This is a genomic window from Pontibacter coccineus (genome assembly GCF_030546575.1).
GTDB classification, from domain to species: domain Bacteria; phylum Bacteroidota; class Bacteroidia; order Cytophagales; family Hymenobacteraceae; genus Pontibacter; species Pontibacter coccineus.
In genome coordinates this window covers 200204-217442 of record NZ_JAUOTN010000008.1, presented here as the reverse complement: position 1 = coordinate 217442, position 17239 = coordinate 200204, and the positions used below count along the sequence as shown (strand labels likewise).

Annotated in this window: 11 protein-coding genes; 3 read left to right on the top strand and 8 right to left on the bottom strand. The window is 51.6% G+C overall.

Translation table 11 applies throughout. The features are described from left to right. Nucleotides 1-6: 6 nt before the first annotated feature. The 8 genes from Q4E40_RS17650 to Q4E40_RS17615 all read right to left on the bottom strand — a co-directional run bounded on the left by Q4E40_RS17650 (nt 7) and on the right by Q4E40_RS17615 (nt 10518). Nucleotides 7-624, bottom strand: coding sequence for a chemotaxis protein CheC (locus tag Q4E40_RS17650; protein WP_303414011.1), 618 nt, complete (start codon nt 622-624; stop codon nt 7-9). 42 nt (nt 625-666) lie between these two features. Then, nucleotides 667-2301 carry a chemotaxis protein CheA gene (locus Q4E40_RS17645; RefSeq protein ID WP_303414010.1) on the bottom strand — a complete coding sequence of 545 codons (1635 nt, stop codon included), beginning with the start codon at nt 2299-2301 and terminating at the stop codon, nt 667-669. Beyond that, entirely contained in the window at nt 2298-3419 is a 1122-nt protein-coding gene (locus tag Q4E40_RS17640; RefSeq protein ID WP_303414009.1) for a chemotaxis protein CheB, read from the bottom strand. The genes Q4E40_RS17645 and Q4E40_RS17640 overlap by 4 nt, the downstream gene beginning before the upstream one ends. A 54-nt stretch (nt 3420-3473) precedes the next feature. Beyond that, entirely contained in the window at nt 3474-3836 is a 363-nt protein-coding gene (locus tag Q4E40_RS17635; RefSeq protein WP_220624493.1) for a response regulator, read from the bottom strand. Between the two features lie 35 nt (nt 3837-3871). Then, nucleotides 3872-4471 carry a chemotaxis protein CheW gene (locus Q4E40_RS17630; RefSeq protein ID WP_303414007.1) on the bottom strand — a complete coding sequence of 200 codons (600 nt, stop codon included), beginning with the start codon at nt 4469-4471 and terminating at the stop codon, nt 3872-3874. 14 nt (nt 4472-4485) lie between these two features. Further along, nucleotides 4486-9051: a HAMP domain-containing protein gene (locus Q4E40_RS17625; RefSeq protein WP_303414006.1), complete on the bottom strand. Its 4566-nt coding sequence runs from the start codon at nt 9049-9051 to the stop codon at nt 4486-4488. A 133-nt stretch (nt 9052-9184) separates the two neighbouring features. Then, nucleotides 9185-9931, bottom strand: coding sequence for a ParA family protein (locus Q4E40_RS17620; protein ID WP_303414004.1), 747 nt, complete (start codon nt 9929-9931; stop codon nt 9185-9187). Between the two features lie 98 nt (nt 9932-10029). After that, nucleotides 10030-10518 (bottom strand): SixA phosphatase family protein, encoded by a 489-nt coding sequence (locus Q4E40_RS17615; protein ID WP_303414003.1) that lies wholly within the window; start codon nt 10516-10518, stop codon nt 10030-10032. Nucleotides 10519-10686: 168 nt separating this feature from the next. Here Q4E40_RS17615 and topA point away from each other — a divergent pair, with 168 nt between their 5' ends. The 3 genes from topA to Q4E40_RS17600 all read left to right on the top strand — a co-directional run bounded on the left by topA (nt 10687) and on the right by Q4E40_RS17600 (nt 17147). Next, the gene (gene topA / locus Q4E40_RS17610) at nt 10687-13131 is read left to right on the top strand and encodes a type I DNA topoisomerase (protein WP_303414002.1); all 2445 of its coding nucleotides are present in this window, start codon (nt 10687-10689) and stop codon (nt 13129-13131) included. A gap of 213 nt (nt 13132-13344) precedes the next feature. Then, a complete protein-coding gene (locus Q4E40_RS17605) occupies nt 13345-14043 on the top strand; it encodes an SIR2 family NAD-dependent protein deacylase (protein ID WP_303414000.1) in 699 nt (232 codons plus the stop codon). Nucleotides 14044-14354: 311 nt separating this feature from the next. Next, the gene (locus Q4E40_RS17600) at nt 14355-17147 is read left to right on the top strand and encodes an outer membrane beta-barrel protein (RefSeq protein ID WP_303413998.1); all 2793 of its coding nucleotides are present in this window, start codon (nt 14355-14357) and stop codon (nt 17145-17147) included. Nucleotides 17148-17239: the final 92 nt, after the last annotated feature.

The window sequence follows — 17239 nt, the reverse complement described above, 5'->3', positions numbered from 1 at the left end:
AGCTGTTTATACCTTAAAAGTTCGGATGATCTCAAGCATTTTGATAAGGGTGCTCGTGTCGAAGAACAGCAGCAAGGGGAGTTCTATGTCTTTGGAATTATGCTGGAACTTTGTGATAACTGTGAACACGAGTGGCTGGAAAAGCGGATGTTGCACCAGAATATCCTTCAGTGAGTTCGCAATGTGGCTTTTAGGCGCTTTAGGGGGCGAGCCGTAAATGTTGCTCTTCAGGATGTTGGCCAGCTGGGTGACGAGAGCGCCCGTTATGATATTGCTGATCTCGAGTAGCAGGGACTCCTGCATCACATTCAGTTCTCCCTTCTGCACGTTCAGCATGCTGAGGCACACGTTGGAGAGCAGGGTGATGTGCTCATCCGAAAAGAGCATGAGCGTAGCGCCGTTAAAGTCACCTTTTATGTCGGACTGTATAATAAAGTGTGAACTTTCGTATTTGGCGATAAGCGAAATAAGGTCTTTCACTTCAATCAGCTGCACATCAGGCACCTTAAGCATCACTTTATCTTTGGCGATCGTAGCAAAAGAATCGGCGGCGCGTGCCAGTCCTATATTCAGGATCTCTTTGATAATATCCTTTTCCAACTCGGTTACATGCGTATCCATCATGTTCGTCGTGTTATAAGTTCCGTAATCCATCGCCTCAGTTCCTCATCTTTTGTTCACAAAGTATTTGGTAATAGCGGGCACGTCCAACACCAGGCACACCTTGCCTGTGCCAAGCAACGTAACACCGCCATATAAATCAATGCTATCCAGCGGCTTGCTAAGTGGCTTTACCACGATGTCCTGCTGCCGGTAAAGCTTGTCCACAATCAGGCCGAGCTTGCGGTTGTTGTACGTCACAATGATAATGTTCTGTACCTGTCCCTTTAACCGGGTTTTATCTCCCAGGCGCATCTGGCTTTCCTCCATGTTCAGGAGCTCGTCCAGGTATACGACCGTCACGGTTTCTCCTTTAATGTCGGCGACGAGCACCTCTCCTACTTCGTGGAGCTCGTCTTTATCCAGCGCCACCACCGAATCGGTGTGGATTAGTGGGATGGCATAAAAAATACTGTCTATTTCAAATAAAAGGGCTCCTTTAACAGCAATGGAGGTTGGTAACTGCAGAATAAAAGAGGTGCCTTTTCCCTTCTCAGACTCTATACGTATGCGGCCACCAATTGAGTCGATCGCATTTTTCACGACATCCAAACCGACGCCCCGGCCAGAGAACTCTGTTACCTCCTTGGCCAGCGAAAAACCAGGCTCAAAGAGGAAAGAATACGCATCTGAATCCGGCAGGTCTTCTGCCACATCCGCAGGCACCAGTTGCCGTGCGACAGCAGCTTTCTTAACTTTACCGACGTCTATACCTCTGCCATCGTCTGTGAGGGTGATGATCACACTTTCCCGGTCGCTGCGGGCTGAGAGCTGCAGCGAACCGACTTTTGGTTTGCCCACCTTCGAACGCTGTTCAGGTTTCTCAATGCCGTGCGTGATCGCATTGCGCACCAGGTGCAGCAACGAGTCTGTTATGATCTGCAGAATATTACGGTCTATCTGTATATCCTGCCCACTTAAATCCAGATTGATATCCTTTTTCTCGGCAGTGGAGATATCGCGTACTACTCTCGGAAACTTGTTGAATAAGGTTCCGATACTTACCAGACGCGCATCCATCACACTGTACTGCAGGTCCTCTGTAATGCGGTACAAGTGCGAGCTCACCATCTTTAGCTCGTCATTGTCTAACTCACGGCTGAGCGAGAGAATACGGTCCCGGTCAATGATCAGCTCCCCTACCAGGTTCATAAGGTGGTCCAGCTTCTTTACCTGAATGTAAATCAGATCGGAGAGCGTCAGGTTACGGGAGGTGCTGAATTTCTGCACCTTGGCCAGTTCTACCGTGCTATCCGAAAGACTGTCGACTATGATATCCAGATTGCGGATGAGGACCGGATCTATTTCGATCTGCCGTTCGCTGTCGATGTTCTTGATCAGTTCACCGAGCAGGTCGATTCCGTCAAAAAGAACGCCTACCACTTCATCACTAAAACTCAGCTCTTTGTTGCGGATCAGGCCAAATGCTGTTTCGAGTTTATGCGATACATCTGAGATCTGCAGATAACCGATCGCTTTCGCGTTCGCCTTCAGGTTGTGGAGCATACGGAATATCTCCGCCAGCACCTGATCGTCCTGCGGCTTTTTTTCCAGTTCGCTGATGAGCCTGTTGAGGGCGTCGTAATACTCCAGCGCTTCTGCTATAAATATCTCTTTATACTCCTGCTCTCTCGATTTCATGAATTAACGTCAGCTGTACTGACTTGCTGCTGTTCTGCTGCCACATACCAGTTCAGGTATTGGCCTATTTCTGACAAAGGCAGCACTTTGTCGGTATTGCCGCTTTCTATGGCTGATTTGGCCATCCCAAAAATGGCCGACGAAGCTTCGTCCTGTGCTATCACGTGTCCCCCTTCCCGCTGTGCTATGGCCATGACCCCGGCTGTGCCGTCTTTGCCCATACCCGTCAGAATCACACCAATCACGCGGCGTGCGCCACTTTGCGCTACCGCTATCATCAGCTGATCGACTGAGGGCAAATCATGCTCGGCGGCGTCCTCACTAAAGCCGACCTTCAGGTTGGAGGCATTTCCCATCACAGTATGTACAATCATATTTCTACCTCCGGGGGCTATAATCACGTGACCGGGTTTAGGTATCAAACCTGTGCGACCCTCCGTCACTACCAGGTCCGTCATCCCCTTGAGTCTGCGTGCGTAACTGTGCGTGAACTTTGGCGGCAGATGTATGGCAACTAAAACGGAAGCCTTTAGTTCAGGGTCTAATTGCCGGATAATCTGCTCCACTGCCTGGGTTCCGCCTGTTGACGCGCCGATCACGATGATGGTGTCTGCTGTGACATTCCGGTGCTTCTTTTGCTCCGGCTGGGGCAGAATCTGTGCTTCTTCACCCAGCATGCTCAGGCGCTTCTTAGGATCCCAGTACTCGGAATCCCGCACTGCGGCTACTTTTCTGCAGATCTCCTCCGCTCTTGTCCTGTAGGCTGGTCTTGCCGTTGGGCCTGGCTTCAGGATCACTCCATAAACACCCAGATCAATTACCTCTTTGAGAAGCTCCAGACTCAGTTGCTCCTTCTCCACCAGCATCACGATCGGCGTAGGGCATTCGCTGAAGATCTGCTTGAAGACCAACAATTGCTCATTTTTCCGAAGTTCTACCGATGCAAGAATTACGTCCGCTTTACAATGACGCAACGCCTCCAACACCTGTGCTCCATTAGCAGCAAGGCCTATCACTTCCAGATCGGGCGAGCTGCTGAGAATGCTTTCGAGCACCAGTCGGGCATGACTAGATCCGTCAGCAACCAGGACCTTAAGCCTGCTATCCTGTCCTTTCAAAGTACGACTCCTTTTCTTCTGCCAACAATAAGTACTCCTACAGTCAGAAAATTGCTATTCTTCCAGCGCTTTCTTAACAACCTCCAGCACCCGCTCTTCTGAGAAAGGCTTTACTATATAAGACAGGGCGCCGTATTCAAGCGCTTCGTTCACGATTACTTCTTGCCCTACGGCGCTCACAATCACGACTTTCATGTCAGGCTGATCGGCTTTGATGCCCTTGAGCACATCAAGTCCGGTATTGTCTGGCAGGATCACATCGAGCGTTATCAGATCAGGATTGGTTTCTTTGGCCAGTTCCAGCGCTGTTTGCCCGTTTGGAGCCTCCCCAACTATCTCATAACCTGCATCTGTGAGCATGTTTTTGAGCATTGTGCGCATGTAGAAGGAGTCATCTACAATCAGAATTCTTTTCATACCTTAAAGTATAGCTTCAATTTGAATGAATTGCTTTAATTATTTCTCAACTCCCTTATCTCGTCCTGAGTCAGGATCTTGTACATATCCAGTACAATGATCAGGCGGTTATTCACCTTGGCAATACCCTCAATGTAGTTTTCGTGGATATTGATATCCTGTAAAAACGAAGGGGTCTTGTCAATCTTGGTCATCGAAAGATTCAGGGACTGTGGCACTTCGCGCACGATCACACCTATGCTGTATTCCCTTGCTTCTATTACCAGGGTATAAGTAATGTGTGGATTCACGTCATCGGCCAGTGGAACAGAGCGTATACCAAAACGCTCCTCCAGGTTCATAATGGCGATAATGTCACCCCGGATATTGGCCACACCTTTGATAAAGTCAGGCGTTCGCGGCATACGCGTCACATTCGGAGTAACCGTCACCTCTTTTACCTGGTCTATCTTAATTCCGTATTCTTCCGCGCCAAGCTTAAAGACGATCAGGTGAATCATCTCCTCCTTCACTGCTTCGGGCTTGGCCGGACTTTCTTTAGCGGGAGCTACCGCAGTCTCAGCTGCGCCACCCTGTCCGGATGCCGTGGCCCCGGCTGCTGATTGCTCCTCTCTCTTGTTCGTCTTTTCTTTCATCAGTCCGGAACGGTTTATTTGTTGTCCTCGCTGGTTTTATTTCTGGAGCTAACCGAGCTTAGGCGTGAGTTACCAGCCAATTGCTTTTGCTTCGGCTTGGCAGGCATGGAAGCCAGTCGGCGATTGTTCGGGCTGTGGTTAAACACCAGGTTACCATCCACCAGTTTGAAGGCGGAGATACTGATCTGCAGGTCAGCGGCAATATCGTTCAGGTTCTGAGAAGACGAAGTAAGTTCCTGCATCGAAGCCGACAGCTGCTTGGCTGTACTCGCCACCTGCTGTGTACCGGAGGCCGTTTGCTCTGCGATCGCTACCACTTCTTCCACATACTTCACTACGTCCCCGATCGAAGATTTCTGTACTTCAGTCGCTGTCAGGATGTCCTGTGCCGAACGAAGCGTTTCACCAGAGGAAGCGGCAATGTTCTTGAAGGCGCCGGAGGCTTCGAATGTCGCATTCTTTCCTTTCAATACACGGCCTTCCATGGTCGAGATCGCCATCGCGGCAGAGGCGGTATCTTTTTTCACGTCTTCTACCAGCGTATTGATCTCGTTCGCAGATTTGCGTGACCCCTCGGCCAGTTTGCGAATCTCTTCGGCTACTACCGCGAAACCGCGTCCTGCCTCACCGGCACGGGCTGCCTCAATGGCTGCGTTCAGGGCAAGCAGGTTCGTCTGAGCGGCAATGTCGGTGATCACACCAAGTGATTTGGAAATCTCCTGCGAACGGGCGCTTAGTACTTCAATCGTTTTAGAGGTAAGCGATGCTGAACTGGAGATCTCTTCCATGTTCTTCACCACTTCTGCCACTGTTTTCAGACCCAACTGAGAAGTTTCCTCACCCAGCGTCGCTGATTTGTTCACAACTTCCGCACGAGCTGCCGTGTCCTTCGTGGTTTTCATGATCTCTTCGATCAGTTTGAAGGCCTGGTCCGTCTTGAGTGCCTGATTCTGGGCACCTTCCGCCATTTGCTGCATGGCAAGTGCCACATCGAGCGTTACGCGGTTCATTTCGAGGCCTTTGTCAGCCATTTCTTCGGAAGAGCTTCCTACTACCAGCGATGAGTCGTTGATCTCGCCTAACAGGGCGTTCAGGTTATCTACCGCCAGATTCAGGGCATTGGCCATATCCAGGATGTCACCGGCAGTGTGGGCCTCTACTTTCTGGGTCAGATCACCTTCAGAGATAGCACGCACTACGCGGGATACTTCGAGTACCGGCGTCACGATCGATTCCAGCAGGTCGTTGAGCGTATCCACCAGTTCTTTCCAGCTGCCGCCTACACCTTGCAGCGTGGCGCGCTCGGTCAGTTTTCCTTCCACACCCGCTACTCTCGCCACGCGGCTAACCTCACCCGCCAGGCGGTTCAGGTCAACCACCATGGTGTTGATTGTGTCGGCCAGCTCAGCCACCTCTCCTCTTGCTTCAAGGGTCAGTTTCTGGGTCAGGTCACCTTTTGATACGGCCGTTACTACGCGTACTATACCTCGTACCTGCGTTGTCAGGTTAGAGGCCATGGTATTTACATTATCAGTCAGGTCTTTCCAGGTACCACCTACGTTCGGCACATTGGCCTGTCCGCCCAGTTTACCCTCGGTACCCACTTCAAGCGCCACACGGGTTACCTCACCGGCGAAAACGTTGAGCGAGTCCACCATGCGGTTCATGTTTTCCTTCAGCTCATTCAGCTCACCTTTAACATCCACAGATACTTTCTGCGTCAGGTCACCTTTCGCCACAGCAGTCGCCACTTTGGCAATGTCGCGCACCTGCAAGGTCAGGTTGGAGGCCATGGTGTTCACGTTGTCGGTGAGTTCCTTCCAGGTACCTCGTACTTTCGGCACGTTGGCCTGGCCGCCGAGGCGTCCTTCTGTACCTACCTCGCGGGCCACTCTCGTCACTTCGTCCGCGAAGATGTTGAGCGAGTCCACCATCTGGTTCAGGTTTTCCTTCAGGTCCAGAATCTCACCGCGGGCTTCTACTGTAATTTTTTGGCTAAGGTCACCTTTCGCTACTGCAGTTGCTACCTTGGCAATATCACGTACCTGAGAAGTCAGGTTAGAGGCCATGTAGTTCACATTATCCGTCAGGTCTTTCCAGGTTCCGGCTACATTTGGCACATTGGCCTGTCCGCCTAGTTTACCCTCGGTACCCACTTCACGGGCAACCCTTGTTACCTCGTCACCAAATACGTTCAGAGAATCCACCATCTGGTTCAGGTTCTCCTTCAGATCAAGCAGTTCGCCGCGAGCTTCTACCGTAATCTTCTGGCTCAGGTCACCCTTCGCCACGGCAGTTGCTACTTTGGCTATACCTCGTACCTGAGTGGTCAGGTTGGAGGCCATCGTATTTACATTATCGGTCAGGTCTTTCCACACACCGCCCACATTTGGAACGGTAGCCTGGCCACCCAGTTTACCTTCCGTACCTACTTCCAGTGCCACACGCGTTACTTCACCGGCGAAGATATTCAGGGAGTCCACCATGCGGTTGATGTTTTCCTTCAACTCACCCAGCTCACCTTTCACATCCACAGATACTTTCTGCGCCAGATCACCTTTCGCTACCGCAGTCGCTACATTCGCAATGTCGCGTACCTGCAGAGTCAAGTTGGAGGCCATGGTGTTCACGTTGTCGGTCAGGTCCTTCCAAACACCGCCAACATTCGGCACGGATGCCTGGCCACCCAGGCGTCCTTCTGTACCTACCTCGCGGGCCACTCTCGTCACTTCGTCCGCGAAGATGTTGAGTGAGTCCACCATTTGGTTGAGGTTCTCCTTGAGATCGGCAAGTTCGCCTTTCACATTCACCGTAATCTTCTGGCTTAGGTCACCTTTCGCCACCGCGGTCGCCACATTGGCAATGTCACGCACTTGCAGCGTCAGGTTGGAGGCCATGTAGTTCACGTTATCGGTGAGTTCTTTCCAAATACCCGCCACGTTCGGCACGTCGGCCTGACCGCCCAGTATACCTTCGGTACCTACCTCACGTGCCACACGCGTTACTTCCGCGCCAAACACATTCAGTCGGTCCACCATTTCATTCAGGATGTCTTTCAGATCACCTAACTCTCCTTTCACGTCGACAGATACTTTCTGGGTCAGGTCACCTTTCGCCACGGCAGTGGCCACTTCAGCAATGTCACGTACCTGTAGAGTCAGGTTACCGGCCATCAGGTTTACGTTGTCAGTCAGTTCTTTCCAGGTACCTTCTACATTTGGTACAGCAGCCTGTCCGCCCAATTTACCTTCTGTTCCCACTTCACGGGCAACCCTTGTTACCTCACCGGCAAAGATGTTGAGTGAGTCCACCATCTGGTTGATGATATCTTTCAGCTCGGCCATCTCACCGCGCACATTCACTGTGATCTTCTGGGTCAGGTCGCCCTTCGCTACCGCCGTCGATACGTTGGCAATGTCACGCATCTGAGAGGTCAGGTTAGAGGCCATGGTGTTCACGTTGTCGGTCAGGTCTTTCCATACCCCACCCACGTTTGGCACTTTGGCCTGGCCGCCGAGGCGTCCTTCCGTACCTACTTCACGTGCCACACGGGTTACTTCGTCAGCAAAGATGTTGAGCGAGTCCACCATCTGGTTCATGTTGTCCTTCAGCTGGGCAAACTCACCGCGTACATCCACTGATATTTTCTGGGCCAGGTTACCTTTCGCCACCGCAGTCGCCACATTCGAGATGTCACGCATTTGCGAGGTCAGGTTGCTGGCCATCGTATTTACATTATCGGTCAGGTCTTTCCAAACACCGGCCACGTTCGGCACGGATGCCTGGCCACCCAGTTTACCCTCAGTACCCACCTCAAGCGCCACACGCGTTACCTCACCTGCAAACAGGTTCAGGTTATCGATCGTGCGGTTGATGGTTTCGGCCATGACCTTGAAGTCACCCGACACCGGGATCTGGAACGTTTCGTCCAGGTTACCACGCGAGATGTTCTTGAGTACTTTACCTACTTCCAATACCGGAACCGCGATGGAGTCCACCAGGCCGTTGATGTTGTTGATCATGTCCTTCCAGAAACCGGAAGCGTTCTCAGCCGAGGCACGGGCTTTGAGGTTACCCTCCACTCCGGCTACTTTCGAGATACGCGACACCTCTCCACCTACACCACCGATCATTTCCACCATCGAGTTGTAAGCTTCGGCGATCTCAGCGAAAATGTCGTCGTTCTGTTTTGTCAAACGAACAGAGATATCCCCTTTCTTAAAGGCATCCAGGGCATAAAGCACCTTGTTCAACTGTTCGCCAATGTATTCCGGGCTGGATGGGAGCACCTGTTTGCGGCTTTGCTTGCCGTTGGGAGCGCTCTTCACAGCGAGCTGACTGGTGCCTGTTTCTTTTCTGGCAGCAGTATCCGGGGCATCCTGCCTGGCCGCCGTAGCAGTGGCATTTGCGCTTTCCTGTTTCAATGAAGGCGTCTCCTGTCTCTCCTCCACTGTGGTAGTGGCAGCAGGCATTTGCTGTTTCGCTTTTGCGCGCGAAGGAGACGCTTTCTCTGGTTGGCTGGTTTCTACGTCACTGATGAGCTTGTCTTTGCTCAGCTTCAAATTTTTACCTAAGGCCATATGTTTAGGGTTGTATAGGGTTTGTTAACTGTCCGACCCTTCGTCAGCATCAGTTATAGCTGACCGGCTGAACAGTACAAAGGGAATGTTAATGCAATTTACTTAAAAAATTGCGATTTTTTGCAAACACGTGTTATACCTGACTGAATTCGGCAGCAAGTGCAGCATAATCTTTCGCTCCGTTTGAAGAGCTGTCATAATCAAGCACGCTTTTCCCGAATGAAGGCGCTTCGGCCAGCTTCACGTTCAGCCTGATTTGACTCTCAAAAATCTTTTCTTTCACGTTCTCCTGCAGGTAGGCGAGCACCTCCTGACTCAGCTTGCGACGCACATCAAACATGACCACTACGATTCCCTTTATTTTAAGTTTCGGGTTAAAGGCCTTTTTTACTTTCGCAATGGTTTGCATGATCTGATCCAATCCCTGCAGGGTGAGCACCTCCATCTGCAATGGTATAAGTACTTCATGCGCTGCTGTGAGCGCATTAAGAGTAAGTACCGAAAGCGAGGGCGGGCAGTCAATCAGCACATAATCAAAGCCTTTGATCTGCTGGAGCATGGTTTTCAGGAACTGCTCCCGCTCTGGCTGTGACACGAGTGATATCTCCACATCGACTAGCTCATTTGAGCCCGGAGCCACCCACAAACCGTCTTTTTCGATCAGAATATCTTTTATGGACTGCGTCCCTAAAAAGGCCTCAGCCAGTGACAGGTCAGGCGAGGAAACAGCGAGGCTGTATGATAGATTACTTTGCGGGTCGAGGTCAACCAGCAGGACCTTATGCCCTTGTTTGCTCAGCGCGCTGCCCAGGTTGATGGTGGTAGTCGTTTTGCCTGTGCCGCCTTTTTGGTTAATAACGGCTACTATTTTGGTTTTCATCCAGCTTTATGATGATCAGGTATAGATGCAAAAAGATAAGATTGTTTAAAGCTATCAAAAAAAATTGACAGTTAAAGCCACCAGGGCCATTTCTGCCTTTACGGTTGTGTAAACTCTGCCTCCAGCTTGCCGGTTTGAACGTGCAGGTCCTGCCAGGTATCCAGGTCCAGATTAATAGCATAAACTCCTGCAGGCTCCAGGTAACCGACATGCTCCCCTGTAAGGGTGCGTGACAGACTCGTTATACCTGGGTTGTGCCCCACCAGCAGCACCCGCACGACTTTGTCCGGGAGTTTGGACAGCACATTGATGAGCACACTTTCCTTCGCATTGTAAAGGTCGGGAACGTATTGGATCTGCTCCTCATCGAAATAAAGTTTTTCTGCTACCAGCCGGGCGGTCAGGCCGGCTCTGGGGGCCGGACTGCTGAGGATGGCGTCAACCTTCTGGAACGAATCACGGAGCCATTTCCCGGTGATTCGAGCCTGATGCTGCCCGTTTTTTGTAAGTTCCCGTTCAAAGTCAGGCTGGAGCGGGAAAGGATCATTTGGCTCAGCGTGCCGGCAAATGACTAACAGTCGTTGCATATAAATATAAAAGTGGTCCGTATAGATAATTTAAGCTACTAAAAACAGCCTTTTCACAAAGACAATATTGGCATGTTAAACCTATGTTATCAATTTCAGGTTGTATATGTTTGAAAAAAAATTTGAACTTTGGGCAAAATTCAAACGAATTGCCCCTAAATATAAAGGATGATCAAAAATCTAGTCATAGTCGAGTCACCGGCCAAGGCCAAAACGATTGAAGGATACCTGGGAAAAGATTTTGTGGTGAAATCTAGCTTCGGCCATGTGCGGGACCTGCCTAAAGACAATAACGCCATCGATATCAAAAATAAGTTTAAACCGACTTATGTGATCTCGAGCGACAAAAAGGAAGTAGTATCGCAGTTAAAGAAGCTGGCAAAGGAAGCTGAGACCGTATGGCTCGCATCGGACGATGACCGCGAAGGAGAAGCCATTTCGTGGCACCTGACCGAAGCCCTCGACCTGAACGTAGCCAAAACACGCCGCATCGTTTTCCGGGAAATCACTAAAAACGCTATTCTGAACGCCATCAGCTCACCCCGAGGCATCGACATGGACCTGGTGAACGCCCAGCAAGCCCGCCGTGTGCTCGATCGCCTGGTGGGTTTTGAGCTTTCGCCAGTGCTCTGGAAAAAAATTAAGACGGGCCTGTCTGCCGGACGGGTGCAGTCAGTGGCAGTGCGTCTGGTGGTGGAGCGCGAGCGCGAGATTGAGAAATTCAACGCAGAACCCACTTTCAGGATCACAGCCCAGTTTGACGTGCAAGGAAAGACCTTGGAGGCAGAACTGCCCACAAAATTCAAAACGGAAGAAGAAGCGCAGGCTTTTCTGCAGCGTTGCATCGGAGCGAGCTATACCATCGGTAACCTTGAAACCAAGCCGCTTAAGCGCAGCCCGGCACCTCCCTTTACGACCTCTACCCTGCAGCAGGAGGCCAGCCGCAAGCTGTACTTCTCTGTAGCCCAGACCATGACGGTGGCGCAGCGCCTGTACGAAGCCGGTAAGATCTCCTACATGCGTACGGACTCCCTGAACCTTTCCGACGAAGCGATACAAGGAGCCTCCAGCGCAATCCGTAATTCTTTTGGGGAGAAGTTTGTGAAGACCCGCCGCTTCAAAACCAAGTCATCGGGAGCCCAGGAAGCGCACGAGGCCATTCGACCAACTGACTTCTCGCAACTGACTGCCAGCAGCGACCGCAACGAACAGCGTCTGTACGAGCTGATCTGGAAGCGCGCTATCGCCTCCCAGATGGCGGACGCCGAAATCGAGAAAACTATTGCGACCATTAACATCTCCACGCAGCCAGACAAACTGGTAGCCACCGGCGAAGTGATCAAGTTCGAAGGTTTCCTGAAGGTATACATCGAGTCGAAGGACGATGAAGAGGGCGGAGATGAAGATGTGAAAGGTATGTTACCGCCGTTGAGCATCGGCCAGACGCTTGGCTTGCGCCAGATGCAGGCGACCCAGCGCTACTCCCGCCCTGCGCCAAGGTATACAGAGGCTAGCCTGGTGAAAAAGCTGGAGGAAATGGGCATCGGCAGACCGTCTACCTACGCTCCTACCATCTCCACGATTCAGAAACGTGGTTATGTGGAGAAAGACAGCCGCGAAGGCAAAGAGCGCAAGTTCAACGTGCTCACCCTGAAAAGCGACCAGATCACAGCCCAGACCAAAACCGAGATAACGGGTGCAGAGAAAAACAAACTCTTCCCGACGGATACGGCCATGGTGGTGAACGACTTCCTGGTAGAACACTTCCCCAATGTGATAGACTACTCTTTCACGGCCCGTGTAGAGGCCGAGTTCGACGAGATCGCGCAAGGGCTGCAGGAATGGGAACAAATGATGGAGAATTTCTATGGGAAGTTCCATGAGCGCATCGAAAGCAGTGAGAATATCAACCGTGCTGACGTTTCCGGAGCCCGGGAGGTAGGTATAGACCCTGTCTCTGGTCAGAAAATCATCGCGAAGCTGGGTCGTTTTGGTCCTTATGTGCAGTTGGGTGAGGAAAATACGGAAACTGGAGAGAAGCCAGTCTACGCCAGTTTGCGCAAAGGCCAGTTCCTCGAAAGCCTGACGCTGGAAGATGCACTCGATCTGTTTAAATTGCCACGCATTGTGGGTGTGTATGAAGACAAGGAAATGAAGGCTGCCATCGGTCGCTTCGGTCCTTACATCAGCCATGCCAGCAAGTTTTACTCCCTGCCTAAAACAATGGACCCGATGACGGTAACGGCGGAAGAAGCGGTTACCCTGATCGAAGCCAAACGCAAGGCAGATGCTGAGAAACTGATCAAATCATTCCCAGAGAATCCGGAAGTGCAGGTGCTCAACGGCAGGTATGGCCCCTACATCGTGGTGGGCAAGAAAAACGTGAAGATACCAAAAGGCAAAGAGCCTGCTGAACTGACCTTGCAGGAATGCCTGGACCTGGCTGAGCAGACACCGGAAAAGAAAGGCCGGGGCGGCTTCAAGAAAAAGACGGAAACAGCTACAGCCGAGAAGAAACCGGCCACTAAAAAGGCCGCTGCCAAGAAACCAGCTGCGAAGAAAACAGCAGCCAAAAAACCGGCGGCCAAGAAAGCGGCTCCTAAAAAGCCTTAACCACAACGGATCAGAAAAGCCGCTTATAACTTGAGCGGCTTTTCTGTTTCTAGCGGTAGAGCCTCCACCGTAGGTATAGGTATAGGTATAGGTATAGGTATAGGTATAGGTTCAGGACAGATATTGAATCGTTTGCAGGTATAGGTATTGGTCCAACCCTTTGCCTTTGGCTTAAGTAAAAAAAGGTGAAGCAAATCAACTGAAACGCACGGTATGGCGAAGAAAAAGCTCGTGGTGCTCTCCGGGGCAGGTATAAGTGCAGAAAGCGGCATTGCCACCTTTCGCGACGCGAAAGGCCTTTGGGAAGGGCATGATGTGATGGAAGTGGCCTCCCCGCAGGGCTGGCGCAAAAACCCGGAACTCGTGCTGGACTTTTATAACCAACGCCGTAAAAATGCGCACAGCGTGCAGCCCAATACCGGGCACAAGATTCTGGCTGAGCTGGAGCAGGATTTCGATGTCAGGATCATCACCCAAAATGTGGACGACCTGCACGAGCGGGCTGGCTCTAGCAACGTCATCCATCTGCACGGGAAACTATTTGAAAGCCGCAGTACGCTTGATCCTAAATTGATCTATCCGATAGAAGGCTGGCAGCTGAACCTGGGCGACAAATGTGAACGCGGTTCTCAGCTACGTCCCAACATTGTCTGGTTCGGCGAAGCAGTGCCCATGATGGAACAAGCCATGGCAGAAACGATGTGCGCCGACATCTTTCTGGTAGTGGGTACTTCACTTGTCGTATACCCAGCAGCCGGACTGGTTGACCTGGTACCGGACGATACCCCGATCCTGGTTGTGGACCCAAACCTCCCCTATTTGCGCCCACGTCCCCACTTGCACCTGTTCGAGGAAAAGGCAAGTACAGGTATGTACAAGGTCAAAGCACTGCTTCAGCAAAAGTATCTGTAAGGCTATACCTATACCTGCTTCTTTCGGCCACAGGCGTAAAGTCCCTCTACGCCCTCCTCTCATTTCCTTGGATTCCGAACAGCCCACGTTCAAACTTTTAGGAGTGCACCGCCCTGCCCAGTCCCCAATCTGCATACATCTGAGTATTCCCAGAAAATATTTTTGAGGGGTGGTTAAACCTTCTCGGCCAGCACTTGCTCTAAGTGTTTCAGAAAAGGTAAAGGATCTCCTTTGCTGAAGGCTCCATGCCTACCTATTACCCCGAATTAAGCTATACATTAAAGTCCCAAACTACTACACTACAATTAAGAATGAGAAAATTATTCTCTCTGCTGATCATGCTGATCGGCTTTTCACAGGTATACGCACAGACTGTAACCGGTACAGTGCAGAGCGCTACAGACAAAAGCGGTCTGCCAGGAGCCAGCGTGGTGATGAAACGTGCCGCCAGCGATGCAATTCTGACTACCTCGACCGATGGGCAGGGCGTTTTTCGTTTTGAGCGCGTGCCTTCCGGAAATTATACCCTGGAGGTTCGCTACCTGGGTTACGACCTGCTGTCCAAGCCCGTGCAGGTGGCACAGGCCCCAATCAATCTGGGCGTATTGGGCATGCAGGAGCAAAACACCCGTTTGGGCGAAGTACAGATTATCGGGCGCGCACCGCTCGGCGAGCAGAAAGGTGACACGTCACAGTTTAATGCCAAGGCTTTTAAAACAGCGCCAGATGCCAGTGCGGAAGATCTGGTAACAAAAATGCCTGGCGTACAGGTACAGGACGGCCGCATTCAGGCGCAGGGCGAGGAAGTGCGCCAGGTGATGATTGACGGCAAGCGCTATACCGGCGAAGATGTGACCTCTGCCATGCGCAATATCTCCTCCGACATGATCGAGAACGTGCAGATCTTTGACGCCCAGAGCGACCAGGCTGCTTTCAGCGGCTTCGAAGACGGCAACCGACTGAAGACCATCAACTTCATAACCCGCAAAGACCGTCGCCAGGGCTATACCGGCAAGATCTCGGCAGGCTACGGCACCGATGAGCGTTACATGGCAGGTGCGGCCATCAACTACTTTAACAACGACCGCCGCATTACGGTAACAGGCCTGACCAACAACATCAACATGTTCGACTTCTCAGTGGGCGAAACACCAGGTGGTGGCATGCGTGGCCGCAGAGGCGGTTGGGGCGGTGGCTCTCCGACAGGCATCATAAACACCAACAACTTCGGTGTGAACTACCAGGACAAGTGGGGAAAGAAGATGGAAGTGAGCGCCAACTACAACTACACCAACCGCGACATCGTCAACGACCAGTACCGCTTCCGCGACTTCGTGTCTGACGAAGCGGGACTGCAGTACACGGAAGATTCGAACAACAGGGACCGCGAGGATGGGCACCGCCTGAACATGCGCCTGCAGTATAACATCAACGCCAACAACCGCCTGCTTGTAACGCCAAGCCTGCGTCTGCAGAACGACGAAAGCTTCACCGAAAGAAACGCCAGTACTTTTGACCTGAACGGCACGCTGTCAGAATCTTTGAACCGCGCCAGTTCAGACAACACCACATTCAACTTCAACAACAACATCCTTTACTCGAAGCGCTTTGGTGACTCTGGCCGCATCCTGACAACCAACTTTAACACCAGCATCAACAACGTGGACGGAGATGGTTTCCAGTATGAGCAGACCGAGAATTTTGAGAACGCTGATAACAATGTACTGCGCGACCAGTTCATCCGTCTGGACCGTAAGAACTTCAGCTGGTCAGGAAGCACCAACTACTCGCAGCGCCTGGGTGAGAAATCACGCCTGCAGGTAGAGTACAGCATCGGCAACCAAATGCGTGACTCAGACCGCAGAACCTACGACCATGTGGAGACAGCCGGTGAGTACGCTAACTTCAACATGCCGCTGAGCAGCTCTTTCAAGAGCGATTACCTCTCGCAGAGCGTGGGTCCAAGCTACCAGTACCGTAACGACAAGGCCAGATTACAGTTGAATGCCCGTTACGAGTTCGCCACCCTCGACACCGACAGTGAGTTTCCAGTTGACCTGAATCCGATGAAACGCAAATTCAGCAACTTCCTGCCATCTGCAGAGTATGAGTTCAAGTTTTCTCAGTCCCAGAACCTGACGCTTAACCTGAGAACCAATACCAACGCGCCATCTGTGGAGCAGCTGCAGGAAGTGCTGGATATCTCTAACCCACTACAAGCGCGCATCGGTAATGCCGGTTTGGAGCAGGATTATCAGACCCGTTTCAACGCGCGCTACCGTAACTTCAATGCCGAAACCAACCGCGTGTTCTTTATCGGTATGTTCGGTACCATGACCAACAACTACGTGGCCAACAGCGTGTACACGACCAGTGCCCCGGAGGGTATGGCCGAGGGGTATGAGTTCCGTCCGGGTGCCCGCCTGAGCCGCCCTGAGAACATGGATGGTTACTACAATGTGCGCTCCTTCTTCAACTACGGACAGCCGCTTAACTTCATCAGCTCGAACTTCAACGTGAACGGTTCGGTGGGTTACTCCAGAATTCCAGGCAAGATCGATGGGCAGGTGAACTACTCCAACAACACCAACCTGGGTGCCGGCTTCAACATCAGCAGCAACATCAGCGAGAAAATTGACTTTACGGTGTCTACTTTCTCAAGCTACAACATCGTGTCGAACACGCTGCGCACAACGCAGAATAACAACTTCTTCAACCAGAACACCAGCCTCCGTTACAACTGGATCCTTTGGAAAGACCTGGTATACCGCACAGAGCTGAACCACCAGTACAACTCTGGTCTGTCAGCCGGCGTGGACAACAGCTTCCTGCTCTGGAACATGAGCTTGGGTAAGAAGATATTCAAGGACAAGCAAGGTGAAATCAGTTTGAGTGTAAATGACCTGATGAACCAGAACGTGAGCATCCGCCGCAACATCACGGAATCTTATGTGGAGGATGTGCAGTCAACGGTGCTGCAGCGCTTCTTCATGCTGACCTTCTCGTACAACATCCGCAGCTTCAAAGGAGGGGCACCAGCTCCTGAAGAGAACATGCAGCGTGGACCAGGCATGAACCGAGGCGGTCGCCCAGGTATGCACTAAGCCAAATAGCACCCCTTGCCAAAAGAGGCCTGCAAGTTTTGCAGGCCTCTTTTGTTTTTAGGGAGCACGAAGGTATAGATATAGGTATAGGT

What these genes read in the sequence shown, in the direction of transcription:
- Q4E40_RS17630 (WP_303414007.1), bottom strand. Translation starts at nt 4,471, where the DNA reads ATGAAAGAAAAGACGAACAAGAGAGAGGAGCAATCAGCAGCCGGGGCC.
- Q4E40_RS17645 (WP_303414010.1), bottom strand. Translation starts at nt 2,301, where the DNA reads ATGAAATCGAGAGAGCAGGAGTATAAAGAGATATTTATAGCAGAAGCG.
- Q4E40_RS17650 (WP_303414011.1), bottom strand. Translation starts at nt 624, where the DNA reads ATGATGGATACGCATGTAACCGAGTTGGAAAAGGATATTATCAAAGAG.
- Q4E40_RS17605 (WP_303414000.1), top strand. Translation starts at nt 13,345, where the DNA reads ATGGCGAAGAAAAAGCTCGTGGTGCTCTCCGGGGCAGGTATAAGTGCA.
- Q4E40_RS17600 (WP_303413998.1), top strand. Translation starts at nt 14,355, where the DNA reads ATGAGAAAATTATTCTCTCTGCTGATCATGCTGATCGGCTTTTCACAG.
- Q4E40_RS17625 (WP_303414006.1), bottom strand. Translation starts at nt 9,051, where the DNA reads ATGGCCTTAGGTAAAAATTTGAAGCTGAGCAAAGACAAGCTCATCAGT.
- Q4E40_RS17620 (WP_303414004.1), bottom strand. Translation starts at nt 9,931, where the DNA reads ATGAAAACCAAAATAGTAGCCGTTATTAACCAAAAAGGCGGCACAGGC.
- topA (WP_303414002.1), top strand. Translation starts at nt 10,687, where the DNA reads ATGATCAAAAATCTAGTCATAGTCGAGTCACCGGCCAAGGCCAAAACG.
- Q4E40_RS17635 (WP_220624493.1), bottom strand. Translation starts at nt 3,836, where the DNA reads ATGAAAAGAATTCTGATTGTAGATGACTCCTTCTACATGCGCACAATG.
- Q4E40_RS17615 (WP_303414003.1), bottom strand. Translation starts at nt 10,518, where the DNA reads ATGCAACGACTGTTAGTCATTTGCCGGCACGCTGAGCCAAATGATCCT.